This is a genomic window from Paenibacillus aquistagni, assembly GCF_900177815.1.
Classification (GTDB): Bacteria; Bacillota; Bacilli; order Paenibacillales; family Paenibacillaceae; genus Paenibacillus_B; species Paenibacillus_B aquistagni.
Genome location: NZ_FXAZ01000005.1, coordinates 64,746 through 79,278, shown reverse-complemented (window position 1 = coordinate 79,278; position 14,533 = coordinate 64,746). Strand labels below are relative to the sequence as shown.

At 46.3% G+C, this 14,533-nt stretch carries 13 protein-coding genes and 1 tRNA gene; 10 read left to right on the top strand and 4 right to left on the bottom strand.

Translation table 11 applies throughout. From position 1 onward, the window contains the following. Positions 1 to 33: 33 nt before the first annotated feature. Both B9Y93_RS16935 and B9Y93_RS16930 read right to left on the bottom strand, forming a co-directional pair. Positions 34 to 1,158: a YkvI family membrane protein gene (locus B9Y93_RS16935; RefSeq protein ID WP_244903450.1), complete on the bottom strand. Its 1,125-nt coding sequence runs from the start codon at positions 1,156 to 1,158 to the stop codon at positions 34 to 36. A gap of 109 nt (positions 1,159 to 1,267) precedes the next feature. Beyond that, on the bottom strand, positions 1,268 to 1,903 hold the full coding sequence (locus tag B9Y93_RS16930; RefSeq protein WP_085496263.1) for a hypothetical protein: 636 nt from the start codon (positions 1,901 to 1,903) through the stop codon (positions 1,268 to 1,270). 261 nt (positions 1,904 to 2,164) lie between these two features. Between B9Y93_RS16930 and B9Y93_RS16925 the strand changes: the two genes are divergently transcribed. The 7 genes from B9Y93_RS16925 (at position 2,165) to B9Y93_RS16895 (ending at position 8,564) form a co-directional block, all read left to right on the top strand. Next, a complete protein-coding gene (locus tag B9Y93_RS16925; protein WP_085496260.1) occupies positions 2,165 to 2,491 on the top strand; it encodes a hypothetical protein in 327 nt (108 codons plus the stop codon). Between the two features lie 102 nt (positions 2,492 to 2,593). After that, positions 2,594 to 2,821, top strand: coding sequence for a hypothetical protein (locus tag B9Y93_RS16920; protein ID WP_085496810.1), 228 nt, complete (start codon positions 2,594 to 2,596; stop codon positions 2,819 to 2,821). Between the two features lie 238 nt (positions 2,822 to 3,059). Further along, a tRNA-Leu gene (locus B9Y93_RS16915) sits at positions 3,060 to 3,146 on the top strand. Between the two features lie 1,018 nt (positions 3,147 to 4,164). Then, on the top strand, positions 4,165 to 5,607 hold the full coding sequence (locus B9Y93_RS16910) for an MFS transporter (RefSeq protein WP_085496259.1): 1,443 nt from the start codon (positions 4,165 to 4,167) through the stop codon (positions 5,605 to 5,607). A 41-nt stretch (positions 5,608 to 5,648) separates the two neighbouring features. After that, the gene (locus B9Y93_RS16905) at positions 5,649 to 6,683 is read left to right on the top strand and encodes an ABC transporter substrate-binding protein (protein WP_085496257.1); all 1,035 of its coding nucleotides are present in this window, start codon (positions 5,649 to 5,651) and stop codon (positions 6,681 to 6,683) included. A 2-nt stretch (positions 6,684 to 6,685) separates the two neighbouring features. Next, positions 6,686 to 7,804, top strand: coding sequence for a FecCD family ABC transporter permease (locus tag B9Y93_RS16900; protein ID WP_085496255.1), 1,119 nt, complete (start codon positions 6,686 to 6,688; stop codon positions 7,802 to 7,804). 1 nt (position 7,805) lies between these two features. Then, positions 7,806 to 8,564 (top strand): ABC transporter ATP-binding protein, encoded by a 759-nt coding sequence (locus B9Y93_RS16895; protein ID WP_085496252.1) that lies wholly within the window; start codon positions 7,806 to 7,808, stop codon positions 8,562 to 8,564. Positions 8,565 to 8,748: 184 nt separating this feature from the next. On the opposite strand, the gene B9Y93_RS16890 is transcribed toward B9Y93_RS16895, so the two are convergent. Further along, entirely contained in the window at positions 8,749 to 9,756 is a 1,008-nt protein-coding gene (locus B9Y93_RS16890; RefSeq protein ID WP_085496250.1) for a helix-turn-helix transcriptional regulator, read from the bottom strand. A 420-nt stretch (positions 9,757 to 10,176) separates the two neighbouring features. Between B9Y93_RS16890 and B9Y93_RS16885 the strand changes: the two genes are divergently transcribed. The 3 genes from B9Y93_RS16885 (at position 10,177) to B9Y93_RS16875 (ending at position 12,562) form a co-directional block, all read left to right on the top strand. After that, positions 10,177 to 10,812, top strand: a complete 636-nt coding sequence (locus B9Y93_RS16885) for a class I SAM-dependent methyltransferase (RefSeq protein ID WP_085496249.1) — start codon at positions 10,177 to 10,179, stop codon at positions 10,810 to 10,812. Between the two features lie 221 nt (positions 10,813 to 11,033). Beyond that, a complete protein-coding gene (locus B9Y93_RS16880; RefSeq protein ID WP_425320355.1) occupies positions 11,034 to 11,702 on the top strand; it encodes a CatB-related O-acetyltransferase in 669 nt (222 codons plus the stop codon). A gap of 272 nt (positions 11,703 to 11,974) precedes the next feature. Continuing rightward, positions 11,975 to 12,562 carry a hypothetical protein gene (locus B9Y93_RS16875; protein ID WP_085496245.1) on the top strand — a complete coding sequence of 196 codons (588 nt, stop codon included), beginning with the start codon at positions 11,975 to 11,977 and terminating at the stop codon, positions 12,560 to 12,562. 153 nt (positions 12,563 to 12,715) lie between these two features. Here the strand turns inward: B9Y93_RS16875 and B9Y93_RS16870 are convergent, their stop codons facing one another. Continuing rightward, entirely contained in the window at positions 12,716 to 14,467 is a 1,752-nt protein-coding gene (locus B9Y93_RS16870; protein WP_085496243.1) for a glycoside hydrolase family 2 protein, read from the bottom strand. Between the last annotated feature and the right edge of the window lie 66 nt (positions 14,468 to 14,533).

Below are 14,533 nucleotides of genomic sequence, written 5' to 3'. Positions count from 1 at the left end.
AAATGTTTCGGCGCAACCCATCGGTGCTATTGATCATGAGTGTTCGGAAGCTTTTTTTACCGATGTCTTCTTGAGTGGAAAATGGCTGTAGTCTCCTGCTGGTGGAGTTGGATGAATAGGATGCTGGTCATCCAGCTTGATCTTGACCAGTAAGATCAGCCAAGCAAAGCTGAACAGTCCAAACAGTGGATAAAGGATCGATACCAGAGATTTGAAGCCAAACTGGCTCATTAAGAAGCAAAAGAGCATGATGGCCATGACGATGAGCTTCGGATGGATGGATACGCGCTGCTTGATCTGAAGCGTCACGCCATAAATATCCGCGATAAAGGTTGTGAAAATTTCGGAAAAAATGAGCAGAATATAAATTAGCTGGATCGCAAAGCCAAGTCCATAGGCGATTTGTCCCATTGGAATCTCGAATTGGATGATGCCTGGCATGTGAGCGGACAACGCAATGTGACCGGCATACAGCATGCCGCCGATTAATACGCCTCCGATCCAGCCTCCTGCACGTATGACCTTCTCATTAGGCATGGAGGCTCCCATTGGAACAAGTACGGCCTGTGCCATGGCGAGATTGAAGGCACCGTACAGAAAAGAAGAGGAAATTGCGCTGTACAGCGGCTTGTCTGATATGTAGGTAAACGCCATCGTTGTTGTTGGCAGCTGCAGGGTATCCCATAAGATAAAGCAGGTAAAGACGAGCATGGTGGGTACAACAAGTGAATTCAAGTTCAGGATGGCATTCATCCCGCGATTGATGATGAGATAAGAACCAAAAATGGTGATTAAGAGTCCTGTCTGGTAGTGCATATTGAGGTGTTCGGCAAATACGGAGCCAGCTCCTGCGAGCATGACACTATTGACGCAGATGATGACGGCAAGGGTGAATAAACTGACATAGCCGCCAACCTTAGGGCCGAATAAGGTGAGATTGACATCTTCATAAGACCGGGCTTGGATGCGATGGGATAGCACCATGAGCTTCGTGCCCAGCCACACAAACAATAAGGTGGAGATTAAGATCGTAAATAATGCATTTCGACCATATTGGGTAAAGAACTGCAGGATTTCCTGGCCTGTAGCAAAGCCAGCACCTACTACCGTTCCGATATAGGTAAAGGATATTTGGAGAACTTTAAATACATTTCTCATTAACAGCAAGCTCCTCTCATGCCTAGCAACAGCCTATAGTAGAACATGCAGAAGTTGTCCTCCATAGACTGTATGCATGAAGAGAAGCGGACATGCTTAACGTTTAGCGCTATGCAGCAGTTGTGCGAAACAGCTTAACAGCGTGAACTTTACTTGTTGTGGGATCAAGATCGAGCCTCAGCATCGAATGGCTGGTGGAATAGCCCCACACATATCCTGAATCCTGATCAGGCGAGCCCATTGCTTTTTTTACCGTATCACTATGCTCACCCACTCGCAGGCCGTCGATGCCTGTATGAAGTCCAGATTGGTGAACCTCAACGAAGGCTACGTGGCCGCTAGCCGTGCAGCCGACTGAGAAGCCATCATATTCGTATACCTTGACAGGCTCTTCCTCAGGCATAATATAAGAGGAAGATGGCTCTCCCCATGAGGAAGTGAGATCTTCTGTTGAATCATCCAGATGTATGCCCATGAGACTCATGTCATGCGGGTCGAAGGGTTGACTCAACATGCTTTGATCTAGAGATGAAGCTGACGCAGAATCTGTGGAAGACGCGATCTTCGCGTTCTCCTTGCTTGAAGCGTGACCTGCCTCTTTGGTGCCAACGAGGGACTGTGCTACAGAATTATCCGAAGATTGGTTATGATGTGACGGGGATGTCCACACATATAAGGATGACATCATAATGATCATAGAGATCAATAGAAACAACCGTATATGGCTTTTGTTATGCTGGTTCATTCTGTACCCTCCTTAACCTTTGTCTCGCGACAAACCGTGTGTTTATAAGCTTGTTTACCCTGATTCTATAATCTAACCACAGTGGTCACCGTATGAATCGGAGCAGCTGTATATTTACAATCTTTTTAGAACGAATGCTCTTTATATATGGACGCGTGCAAGCAGGGATAAGTTGCATGGAAACAATTATAATTGAATCCTTTTCTCCTTTTATAGAAATCGCATATAATGTAAGTAAGTATGGAGAGGAGGCGACTCGAAATGGTCCACGAACCATCCGCCCAATATTTGCAAGAGAAGGTAGCTGAGGCGAAAGTTCATTTCGAACGTGCGTTGGATTGCAAGCACACCGAATTTGATGATTTGTACCCTTATATGATAGAGCACCCTCAGTTTTTCTGGTACAAACGCTATGTGGCATGGTCTGAGCTGTTAACTGTAGTCAAGCTGTGCAACGAGTTGGATGTATCTTGGCGCCATCAGTTCTCCGTCACGCAAGCCGAGTATATCGACAAGCGGGTTATGTCTGCGAAGGTACTGGATTACTGGTTCGAGAAGAACGATTCCAAGGAACATGTTGGACACTAATGGAATAGAACTGCACAACCTCATTGCAGCAAGAAGCGGCGCAGATTCCCGAGATTCTGTGCTGCCTCTTGCAATGATGCTTACATGGAAAGGAACAGCATGATGATAGATGATCAGGCTTTAAACGACTATCGAGAAGCGGGAACCAAGGTTAGAGTGGTCCGAGATATTCTCGAAATGAATGATGTAAAGGGAATTGTTGTGGCTTGGGATGAGGAGCATGTAATGATTCGCAAGCAGAATCGGCGAGTTGTGAAGGTGAAGCGCAGCTATCTGCTCCAGCCGTTCGATGAGCCGAGGCGTCTGCCGCCGGGACTGCTTGAAGACTGAACGCGATGGGACAAGCCACTTTGCATGTTGCCATGCAGTCAGACTGGCTGTGCATATAGGTGGGTGTTCTACCTAGAGGGCAAGGGCGTGCATTTAGGGGATTAGGACCTGATTCCTCGTTCTTGTCCTCTGTCTAAATAAAAATAAAAAATATTGTTGACCCCATTAAATGATTGTGATATTATAAATCTTGTCGCTGCTGATGGTTATGATAACGGCGGCAGACAATCAACAATATGCAGTCATGGCGGAATTGGCAGACGCGCTAGATTCAGGTTCTAGTGCCCGCAAGGGCGTGGAGGTTCGAGTCCTCTTGACTGCACCATATCTATAATTATGAGAAGCCTTTGTAGATAAGGCTTTTTTTGTTTGTCTAGAAATTTTGGAGATTGAAAGATAAAGGGGTAATATGTCTTGGGGACAAGATTAAACAGATTGGCAGCCTCACGACTTAATCTTTTAGTTTGTTAAGCTGAAATGGCGGCTTTTTTGCCTGATGGTAATCTCCTGTCACAATGCTGTGGGATGGGGGAAGTAAATTGGAAGCCCATAGCCTGTATGAAATGTGTACGGAATGTCCTTGCCTCTCCACTCAACTCCCGCGCATTCTCTTTGCATTAACCAACCATTGTAAAAGTCCCTAGTTAAATTCATGTACCATTCTGGTATATCCACCCATCGTCTTCGTCGTTTTTTCCCTTCTCATCATTTACTCCGTTTCTTTTCAGTGAAATAAATGCGGTGTACATATGTGAAAATACATTTTTCGGCATATATAGGCAAGGAAAAGTAAGAATAAGTCCAAGGCTATAAGCTGCTTCCTGTACGTGATGGGGAGCAGCTTATTTGCTTGAAAATAACCATACCACTCTCGGACTCATGTCTGATGCTCCATGCTCTTTTAGTCCCAAGCGCTTGTCTGATTTCCTCTCGTTACGGTATATCTTCATCCAGTACTTCGAACTTCCAAGATCATGGACACTCAAGCGCGCACAGATATCTTGAGGCCATTCCATTTCTCTTCTAGATATAAGCGACTTTGATCTCTCCTTTCTAATTTCTTGAATAGGCCGTTTTAAACTTCTGTTCGTATGCTCCCTTAATAGGGGAAGACGCTCCCGCGATAGGTAGAGATTATAGTCAAAATCATGAATAATAGTCATCATTGATAATGATTATCAATTAGATCAGTTCCTTGCAACAGAGACAATCGAACAAAGGAGTGGTTTTTTGAAAAAGAAATGGGGACGGCAAGTTTTATTACCTGTAACTCGATTGCTGTACCTCGCAATAGGAGTAAAGCAGATTCACCGCAAAGTTAGCGTTTGAAGGAGGGGAAATGAATGACTAATTCGAGTAAGACCACAGATGACAAACTAGAGCAGCAGGTACATCCGCGTAGATGGTTAGCGCTGGCGGTCATCCTTCTCCCCATTTTACTTAATTCCTTGAATACGTACATGATTCAGGTGGCGCTGCCACTGATCCAACATAGCTTGAATGCTAGCTTCTCTGATGCGCAATTGATTGTGACCTGCTTCTCGCTCAGCTTGTCTATAGCGCTTATTGTCAGTGGGAAGCTCGGAGACATTTACGGCCGTAGACGGCTGCTGCTCATTGGCGTGAGCGGCTTTACGCTGATGGCCTTGCTGGGCGGCGTGACAACGAGTCCAACATTGCTGATTGCTATTCGAATGGTGCAAGGTCTTGCTGCGGCGCTTATTCAGCCCCAAGTACTGTCCATGATGCAGATTAATTATCTGCCGCGGGAGAAAGGGATCGTATTCAGCATTTACGGTGCGTTGATTGGATTCGGCTTTGCCTTCGGGCTTACGCTGGGCGGACTGCTGGTGCATTGGAATGTGTTTGATCTGGGATGGCGTACCGTTTTTCTGTTCAATGTTCCATTCGGTCTCCTTGTGCTGCTCTGTTTGCCGCTCCTACCGGAATCAAGAGGCAACCGGGCACAGAAGATTGACTGGACCGGCACAGTCTTTATCATGAGTGCCCTGTTTCTGCTTGTCTATCCACTATCCGAGGGTCAAAAGCAAGGATGGCCTCAGTGGGTATGGGGCAGCTTGCTTCTTTCGCTGCTATTGCTGCTTGCCTTTGTCATCGTCGAAATTCGCAAGCAAAAACGCGGTGGCACACCGCTCGTCGATTTGACGATTTTTAAGCAGCGCCTGTTCGGCGTGGGGATGCTTTCCGTCATTTTAATTTATCTCAGCATGTTTTCTTTCTTTTTCATCCTGACGTACTACTTGCAGTTTGGCTTGCATCTGGATGCCCAAGCCACGAGTCTCGCTTTTTTGCCGCTTGGCTGCGGGTTTTTCCTGACCTCCTTGTTCTCGTCACGGGTGGTAAGCAGATGGGGGATGGCTGTGCTGAGAATCGGAGCTTTGGTCACGTCAAGCAGCTGTTTTTTATTCATATTGTTGCTGCAGATCGACGCGGTGCAGGTGCTGGATTTGCCTTTCCTTGCATTGTTACTGGTATATGGTCTAGGGCTCGGTCTTGTTACCACGCCGCTCACCCGCGTTGTGCTGGGCACTGTCCCGGCGAAGGATGCGGGCACAGGTTCGGGCTTGTTCAATACCGTCATGTATCTGGCCAATTCGCTAGGCGTGGCACTAATCAGCATTTTATTTTCTACAATGCTCGGACAGTCTTTGGACAGCGCTGGCTTGCTTGATTATGTGAGGGCATTTAGCGTCTCAATGACAGCCTGTGGAGGACTCGCATTTGCTGCTTTTATGTGTCTTTGTTTTCTACGCGACCCACAATAGTTTTATAAACCAAGATTACTAGAAATCAGGAGGAAGCACCTATGTTTATAAAGAGAAAGATATCTTTATTGCTAACTACGATCCTTTGCTTGATGATGCTGTCGGCTTGCTCGCCAAGCAAGGTTGAAGTAGAACAGTCGAACCTGAAGCACTCCGAAAAGACGACGAGCAATTCAGCAGGGAACAGCCATTATCCGTTAAGCTTTTCGATTTATGACGATGCTGGAAAGGAGCTGCAGCAAACGATTGACAAAGAGCCAAAGCGCATTGTTGTGATCGGGCAAGGCTTCGCAGAGTGGATGATTGCCTTCGGAGAGGAGGAACGAATCGCTGGTCTCGCTTATTTGGACAAGTCCTTCTCTGAATATGAAGAACAAATCAAACAGCTTCCCATCATGACGGATATGTGGCCCTCGAAGGAATCCATCCTAGAGCTCCAGCCGGATTTGATTATTTCCATGTCTTCCGCTTTTCAAAAAGAACGAATCGGGGATATTTCGTTTTGGAACAAGAGAGGCATTCCGGTGCTAACTGGGATTAATTACACGACTGGGCGCACCATCGACAGCTTTTTCGAGGATATTACCAATCTAGGAAGAGTGCTGAATATTGAAGATCAAACAAATGCCTTTGTTGACAAGCAAAAGGAGCAGATCAGTGAAATCCAGAAAATAGCGGAGCAGGCAAAAGACAAACCAAATGTTCTGCTGCTAGGGATGAGCGGAGAAACGACTTATTATTATGGTCCATCGCTTTGTCTCATTGATGAGATGATCGAAGGCGCAGGCGGCGAGTATATCGAAGTATCCAAGGAAACATATGTCGAGATGTCGGAGGAATCGATCTTATCTGTAAATCCAGACAAAATTATTATTACCGGCTTCCAAAAATCGGACAGTGAAGCATTGATTAATCAATACCTGCGCAATCCAAAGTTGAAAAATGCGACTGCCGTTAAAAACGGAAATGTAAAAGTGGTCGAATATACAACTGCTGTGCGTGGAAGCCTCGGGCTTGCTGATTTGTACAAGGATGTGGCTCAATATGTTCATCCAGAGCTGTATAGAGGAGAATAGCCATGGCAATAGCACGAGCGCAAAGAAAGCTGACTAACAACTCGTTAGATACGGGAAGCCGGATACAAAACCGTTCCTTGTTCTCTGTAATTGTCGTATCACTGCTTGCAGCGGTTGGCGTATCTATCATTGTGTCGGTCTCGATCGGACAAGTATCGATTCCCTTTGGCCAATCCTTTTGGATATTGGTGGAGCAAATCACAGGGCTGCAAACCGGCCGCATCCCTGCGGACGCAAACGACATGTTTTTGGATGTGATCTGGCAAATTCGATTTCCACGGGTGCTGCTGGCGATGATAACAGGCGCGGGATTGGCGCTCTGTGGAACTGTCATGCAAGCATCTGTTCAAAACCCGCTGGCTGATCCGTTTATCCTCGGGATATCTTCTGGTGCTTCACTGGGTGCAACATTCTCCATTCTGATTGGCTTTGGCATCGGGGGATTTATAGGGGAGCTTGGCGTTGCCGCATGGGCGTTTATTGGGGCACTAGCTGCTGCAATTCTCGTCTTGGGTCTTGCAAGCATTGGCGGTAAAACCTCCTCGGTTAAGCTGATTTTGGCCGGAACGGTGATTAATGCGCTGTGCGGCGCGTTTTCCAACTTTATTGTGTTCTTTGCCAAGAATGTGGAAGGCATTCGTTCCATCTCCTTTTGGACAATGGGAAGCTTGGCAGCAGCGGAGTGGGGAACGCTCCCCCTCATTACAGCCGTGGTGCTCACCGCGACACTCTTCTTTCTGTTTCAATTTCGGGTCATGAATACCATGCTGTTGGGCGAGGAAACAGCATTGACGCTTGGAATTAATCTCAACCATTACAGACGGCTGTATATGGTGATCTCCTCGATCGTCACTGGTGTACTGGTCTGCACGTGTGGAATTATTGGGTTTGTTGGACTTATTGTGCCTCACATGGTGCGCAGTGTTGTAGGCTCCAACCACAAACGGCTCGTACCGGTCGCCATTCTGTTCGGATCGCTGTTCATGATATGGACGGATGTGTTTGCGCGTACGGTTATTACGCATGGAGAATTGCCGATTGGCATCGTGACATCTCTTCTAGGCGCCCCCGTCTTTATGTATATGTTGATCAAAAAAAGCTACGGCTTCGGAGGGAAGTAAATTGAATCTGACAGCAGAGCATCTATCCATCACCTTAGCAGGAACGGACATTGTAAAAGACATCAGTCTCAGTGTGGAGAAGGGGCAATTTGTTGGACTTATCGGACCGAACGGCTGCGGGAAATCGACGTTATTAAAAAGCATCTACAAAGTCATTAAACCGCAAAAGGGACTCGTGTTCTTAGGAGAAAAGGATGTGTTAAAGTCGTCGGCGCGCATGATCTCGAAGGAGATGGGCGTGGTCGGACAATTCAACGAATTGAGCTTTGATTTTACCGTTCATGAGATGGTGATGATGGGGCGAACGCCGCACAAACATCTGATGGAATCGGATAGTCTCAAGGATTATGACATCGTTGCGGATGCACTAGAAAGGGTCCACTTATCCGCATATGCAGATAGGAGCTATTTGACGCTATCGGGTGGTGAAAAGCAGCGTGTAATACTGGCTAGAGCGATAGCTCAGCAGCCCAAATTCTTAATACTTGACGAGCCGACCAACCATTTGGATATTAAGTATCAGCTTCAAATTCTATCCGTCGTTAAATCATTAAACATAGGTGTGCTCGCAGCCCTGCATGATCTATCGATGGCATCTGTGTATTGCGATATTCTTTATGTGATTAAACAAGGCGAGGTTCTAGCCTCAGGAAGGCCGAAGGACATACTGACCAATGAGCTTATCAGGCAGGTGTATGACATTAATTGCGAGGTTTATACGAACCCGATTACAGGAGATCTGGCCATTGCTTATCTGTAGTAAACGGGATCAGCGCTCTATGAAGGCGGGAAATGACCTGTAGCTCGACAATCATGTGCAAGGACCTCTGCTTCTTCTAGCATGCAGCCTAGCCGGCCGTTCAAGAGGGCTGGGGTCCTTTTTCAAAGAATGCCCTCCGTTGCGAATGTCCTATGTGTCACTGATCCGCGAGCTACTGCTAGAGTTAACGATTATGCGGCCTGTTTTGCTCGATATCCGATTGTCTAATACGCTTGAGATAATCGCTTGGATTGCATCCGTAATGTTTGCGAAAGTTCTCTGTGAAATTGCTTGCATTGCTGTAGCCGACCGAAACAGCCGTCTCTCCGACGTTCAAATTCGCTACTTCCAAATACCAGAGCGCTTTCTCCATTCTTTTTTGACGTACAAGTTCGAAAATGGTCATGCCAAACAATTCCCGAAATCCTTTTTTTAGCTTGAATTCATTCATTCCAACCTGCTTGGACAGCTCACGAATAGAATACGGCTGCTCATAATGCTTTTGCACTAACTCATGAGCTAGCTGCAGCTTGGAAATGTCGCTGCGGTGCAGCGACATGTTTCCTCCGACCGAACCGTACCCGTCTGACTCTCCAAACAAAGCGATCAGCTCAAGCGCCTTGCTTTCCATATACAATCGTTTCATAGCGCCAAGATGCTCGCAATGAAGCATTTCGGAGACACATTTATAGATGGCCGGGGTGTTGGGGTATTGATCAATATTCCCATGATGATGCTTAAGCCACGTTTCCATTTTGCGTTGTTCGATGACATCCTCCGCATAGTACAATAATTGTTCAGGCGAGAAGCGTACTTCAAGAAGCTGATTACGCATGCCGGCTTTTTTTTCTTCATACACCTTAACATCCTCAAGAAAGAGAACATTGCCTGTATGTGTAACGGTCTGGCTTGTCTTACCGCTCCACTCGCAATAGATCTCGCCGCTCATGCAATAACTTATTTCAAATAACGAACAAGCTTCTTGGATATGAAGAATCATATCGTTTTCGAATGTAATATCCGTCATCATAATCTCCATGCCTGGCCGAATGTGGGTTCTTGTTATTTTTCCTTGGCCTATATGTGAAGGAATGGTAAGATGCTGTTCTCGGTCTCGTTGTTGGATATGTCCATTTATCTTTCTCGTAAATTGATCAAATAGATCGTGAATCTTAGTTACGTTTAAAGTCATGGTGTTCCCCCTACAGCTATAGCTCAATTCATGTTCTCTAGGTCGACTGAATTCTGCGAATATAGCACCGTTTAACTCTATACTAACATAATCAAATCTTCGAGAAAGCGGCAAAATCAAGGTGTTAAGCAGACTCTTTACAGCACTTCGCATACACAATTGACCGGAAGGCTTCTCTCTTAGATCTATAAAAAGTGATAGCAGGAATGCGAAGAAGTTCCATCTCCTGGGAATGGAACTTCTAGTAAACGAGGCATCGCGTTGTCTATCTTCGTCCGGGATATAGTTTTAATTGTTGTATGGCTATCATTCTTCCCGCATACCATTTCTGATATAGTATTAATTAGAACTATTTTTAACATCATGAATTCGGAATGGTTGGAAAATAATCTTACACTATTAGTGAATGGAGGTAATCTGATGAGTCATATAAAAGGCAGCAGTCCCGGTGTTCCGAGTTGGGATGAACGATTTAGTGGAGATGAGTACATATATGGTGAGGAAGCAAACCTCTTTTTACAGGAATCAGCCCAGCTTATTCCTTCGAAGTCCAAAGTAGCCGCTTATGCAGAGGGGGAGGGACGTAATGCGGTGTTCCTAGCCAAGCTAGGACATGAGGTTACGGCTTATGATTATGCACAAGTCGGCCTCAGGAAAACGGAGGCGTTAGCAGCGAAGAACGGCGTGCAGGTACAGACGGCACAGGCGGATCTGATCGAAGAGGAGCTGCCTGTTGAAGTATATGATGCGGCCGTCATGGTGTTTGGCCATTTTCCTCGCCAGGATCAATATCGAGTTCTGAATAAGATCATCCGCTCGGTAAAGCCAGGCGGACGGCTTCTAATGGAAGTGTATGAGGAGGCGCAGAACAGCTATGACACTGGAGGTCCGCGGAATGTGGACTGGCTGTATCGTGCAACAGAGCTGCTGGAGTGGTGCAAGCAGCAGCGGATTATACACTTTTTCACAGGGGAAGTAGATCGGACGGAAGGCTTGTATCATAGCGGAAGCTGCTGTGTCGTGCAGATAGTCGTAGAGAAGCTTGAGGGCAAGTGATGTTTGATAGGTAAGAAAGATCGTAACAAGATTATAGATCATTCGCGTTTAGCCCTTCCTTTGACGATGGAGCGCTGAATTTGTTACAATGGCTTAATTAAAAAGGAAAGGGTGTAGGCAATGGTTCGTCGCTTGAGACGCTGTAGAAATGTTGCTACTGGATTCCGCTTCTAAGTGATCAAAATGATACTTAGAAGCGAGGGAGAAAAATGAAGCAGCAAATGAAAGACCGTTATCATCATTGGTCCGATATTAAATACTTGAAAGATATCGTTACGAATCCCATGATTGAAGTTGGTGAGTATTCCTATTACTCTGGTTATTATGATCAGCATGATTTTGAGGATGGGTGTGTAAGATACCTTTGGGGCGATGACAGATCAAGGAAGTTATTCAACCCGATTGAACAGTACGGCTGGGTTTTAGATAAATTAATCATAGGTAACTACGTCTGCATCGCAAGTGGCGTCATCATTCTAATGGGCGGCAATCACAATCATCATCCGGAATGGATTACCGTGTATCCATTTGTTGAGCAGATTAACAACTCCTATGAGCGTAAAGGGGATACCATCATCGAAAGTGACGCCTGGATCGGCATGAATGCGATGATTATGCCAGGTGTAAACATAGGTGAAGGAGCAATTGTTGCAGCAGGATCGGTTGTTGTCAAGGATGTCCCAGCATATACGATTGTTGGGGGCAATCCAGCAAAAGAAATAAAGAAGCGATTCACAGACGAAGAGATCGCCAAACTGAAAGAGATGCGTTGGTATGATTGGGAACGCAAGCAAATAGAACGAGCGAGCCATCTCTTATCACGCTCTTCTATTCATCAGCTTTATGACTATTATCTAAGAGAAATCAGACCTGATCGATCAAAAGTTTGACGGTTTGCATGGAGATGCTCCAGTCGCTCGCTGATGAGCGTATATGAAGTTTTCTAGAAGCAGCAAGCAATAGGATCGATGCATTCGCCAAATAGGCCGCCTTAGGGCGGTTTTATTTTTTACATGATGCATGGTCATATGAATGCTTGTAATGCTTAATTAATGTATTTCCGTAATTATCAAAATATGGTATACATAACTTGATGGTGATCCGGTTTGTTTTTATACCAGGAGAAGGAAAATAAGAGAGCAGAGGTTGAGGAGGAATGTTAGTGCGCTTAAAAAAGAAAAGCACTCTGTTAGCGCTTGTTCTTGCGGTCATTCTTGCAGCGGCAGCCAGTTACTATTATTTCGCCGTATACAATTCTCAACATGATGTATTTGCAGGCATCTCAGAGTACAAGGGCTACACAACTGCGCAAGGGTTATACGCAGGTGCTGATCTCGTTGTCATTGGCAGCCCTATCAAAGCATACAAAGATCGGAAGACGCATATATCAATGGCATCCACTGGCTTTATAATCGCTTTTGCCACGTTTACAGAAATTAAGGTGGAGAAGGTGTTGAGGGGACCAGAAGCGGATGCTGTCGATCTTACAGTTATTGAACCTGTTCTCATCACCCAGACCTTAAAAGGAAAAGAAAGAATGGGGCTTGAAGGGTATACCGAAATGAAAAAGGGCAGCAAATATCTTATCTTTTTGGGTAAAAACTCGTATGGCCAATACAGCGTGATTAATATGCATGCGGGGAAATACAATATTGATGGGACGGATCCAGAGGATATGCGGATGAGCGATCATTTGAAGCAAAGGATTTATAGGGATATTAAAGAACGATACTTGAAGGATGTGGAGTGAAGCAGAGGTCAGTTGCTTTTGCTTCTTTTTTGTGCAAGATATGAATCGGTTAACACAGAACTGTTAATAGAATTTCAAAAATGAGAGCGGCTGAAAGGAGGAACTCATTGCACATTCAGCCGCTTGAGTTAATGTTCCTGCCGCTCTACAGGACTACTGTTTATCCAAATCTTTTTTCTCAATCGCAGCAGGCATTTGGTTGACACGTCTAATCAGCTCTGGATCGAACTTTGCTTGACGCTCGTAAGAGTACAGCCCGTTCACTTCCTGCTCCACATCATACAATTGCGTGTAACAGAATGCACATATATTCGAATTATCCAGCAGAGTTCGGGTCAAGCGCTCATAGCGCTCTAGGAATTCCTCTTCAGTCTTAGGACGTTCGCCGTATCCCCAGCCATCGCTGCCAGGGCACCACCAGATGCCGCCATATTCACTTACAAAGTAGGGCTGACCGCCATAAGCCTGGCGATGGCTATGATTATCATACGGCTGGCCGTCGTTCTTGAAGGCTTCATGATGCGAAGCAAATGCCTCAGGGTCCTGCTCATAATCATGGATATCATAAATATCCGTCTCTACATGATAATTGCCGCTTGTATCGATTACAGGACGCGACGTATCGAGAGATTTGGTCAGCCGATAAATAATCCGAAGCACCTCATTGTTCTGAACACTTCCGTTGCAGTCCCATGTCTCATTGAAGGGACACCAGCCGACGATGGACGGATGATTGTAATCACGCTCTATCGCTTCCATCCACTCGGGGATAAACACTTCAAGCGCATCGGCACGGGAGAGATTAAGTCCCCAGTTCGCATGCTCACCCCACACCAGATAGCCCATGCGGTCAGCCCAGTACAGGAAGCGCGGTTCAAATATTTTCTCATGCAATCTAGCGCCGTTAAAGCCAAGCCCCATCGATATCTCGATATCACGCTTTAGATCCTCATCCGTCGGAGCTGTATATACGCCTTCAGGGTAGAATCCTTGATCGAGTACGAGCCGCTGGAATACAGGCTCGCCGTTCAGCAGGATAGCCATGCCTTCAAGCGCCACAGTGCGCAGACCAAAATATGAGGTGACCGTGTCCTGTGCTTCGCCGTCCGATAGTGTCAGCTTCACGTCATATAGATTTCCTTGTCCTACTCCCCATAAATGCTTCTCGCTCAGCACAATCGTGGTTTCTCCATTGCCGCCGTTCAATAGCAGCTCAGCAGACCCGGTCGGTGCCCCAGCATAAGAGGTATCAATCGTAAGCCTCGCCCCTTGGCTTGCGCCTATACTGTGAACCTGAAAAGCAACGGCTCCATTTACAGCATCTGGCGTCATCTTCACTTGTGTGATATGCGCCTTTGGCACGGCTTCAAGCCACACCGTCTGCCAGATGCCCGTCGTGCGCGTGTAATCACAGCCTTTGGAATAATAGCTTCCTGACTGCTTGCCGCGCGGCTGCAGGCCGCTTCGTGTTGCATCCTCGGCCGCGAGCGTGATGACATTCGTCCCTGGAAGAAGCTGCATAGTTATGTCGAAGGAGAACGGGGTGTACCCGCCGCGATGGGTTCCTACGGATACACCGTTAATCCATACCTCCGCTTTATAGTCCACAGCGCCGAAGTGAAGCTTAATCACTTGGCCCTGCCAATCCTTAGGCAGATCAAAGGTGCGTCTGTACCATACCGCATTCATGAAATCCTTGTAACCGATGCCAGACAGCTTGCTTTCTGGGCAGAATGGTACCACGATGCGTTGAGATAATGAATCAGCCTTATAGAGCTCGCGCTCGCGGCCGCTTTGCCCATGGTCGAACTCAAATTGCCATTCACCGTTCAGGTTCATCCAGCGTTCACGAACGAGCTGCGGACGAGGATATTCTGGTCTTGGCAGATGAGGAATATATGACATATCGAATCTCTCCTTTGTTCACCGCTTAGGTGAATAATAATCCGCTTTCACAGCTCATTGTAGAGG

Excerpts from the sequence above, each read along its gene's own strand:
- B9Y93_RS16935 (WP_244903450.1), bottom strand. The coding sequence starts at position 1,158 with ATGAGAAATGTATTTAAAGTTCTCCAAATATCCTTTACCTATATCGGA.
- B9Y93_RS16890 (WP_085496250.1), bottom strand. The coding sequence starts at position 9,756 with ATGACTTTAAACGTAACTAAGATTCACGATCTATTTGATCAATTTACG.
- B9Y93_RS16880 (WP_425320355.1), top strand. The coding sequence starts at position 11,034 with ATGAAAGACCGTTATCATCATTGGTCCGATATTAAATACTTGAAAGAT.
- B9Y93_RS16925 (WP_085496260.1), top strand. The coding sequence starts at position 2,165 with ATGGTCCACGAACCATCCGCCCAATATTTGCAAGAGAAGGTAGCTGAG.
- B9Y93_RS16930 (WP_085496263.1), bottom strand. The coding sequence starts at position 1,903 with ATGAACCAGCATAACAAAAGCCATATACGGTTGTTTCTATTGATCTCT.
- B9Y93_RS16870 (WP_085496243.1), bottom strand. The coding sequence starts at position 14,467 with ATGTCATATATTCCTCATCTGCCAAGACCAGAATATCCTCGTCCGCAG.
- B9Y93_RS16900 (WP_085496255.1), top strand. The coding sequence starts at position 6,686 with ATGGCAATAGCACGAGCGCAAAGAAAGCTGACTAACAACTCGTTAGAT.
- B9Y93_RS16920 (WP_085496810.1), top strand. The coding sequence starts at position 2,594 with ATGATAGATGATCAGGCTTTAAACGACTATCGAGAAGCGGGAACCAAG.
- B9Y93_RS16905 (WP_085496257.1), top strand. The coding sequence starts at position 5,649 with ATGTTTATAAAGAGAAAGATATCTTTATTGCTAACTACGATCCTTTGC.
- B9Y93_RS16910 (WP_085496259.1), top strand. The coding sequence starts at position 4,165 with ATGACTAATTCGAGTAAGACCACAGATGACAAACTAGAGCAGCAGGTA.
- B9Y93_RS16885 (WP_085496249.1), top strand. The coding sequence starts at position 10,177 with ATGAGTCATATAAAAGGCAGCAGTCCCGGTGTTCCGAGTTGGGATGAA.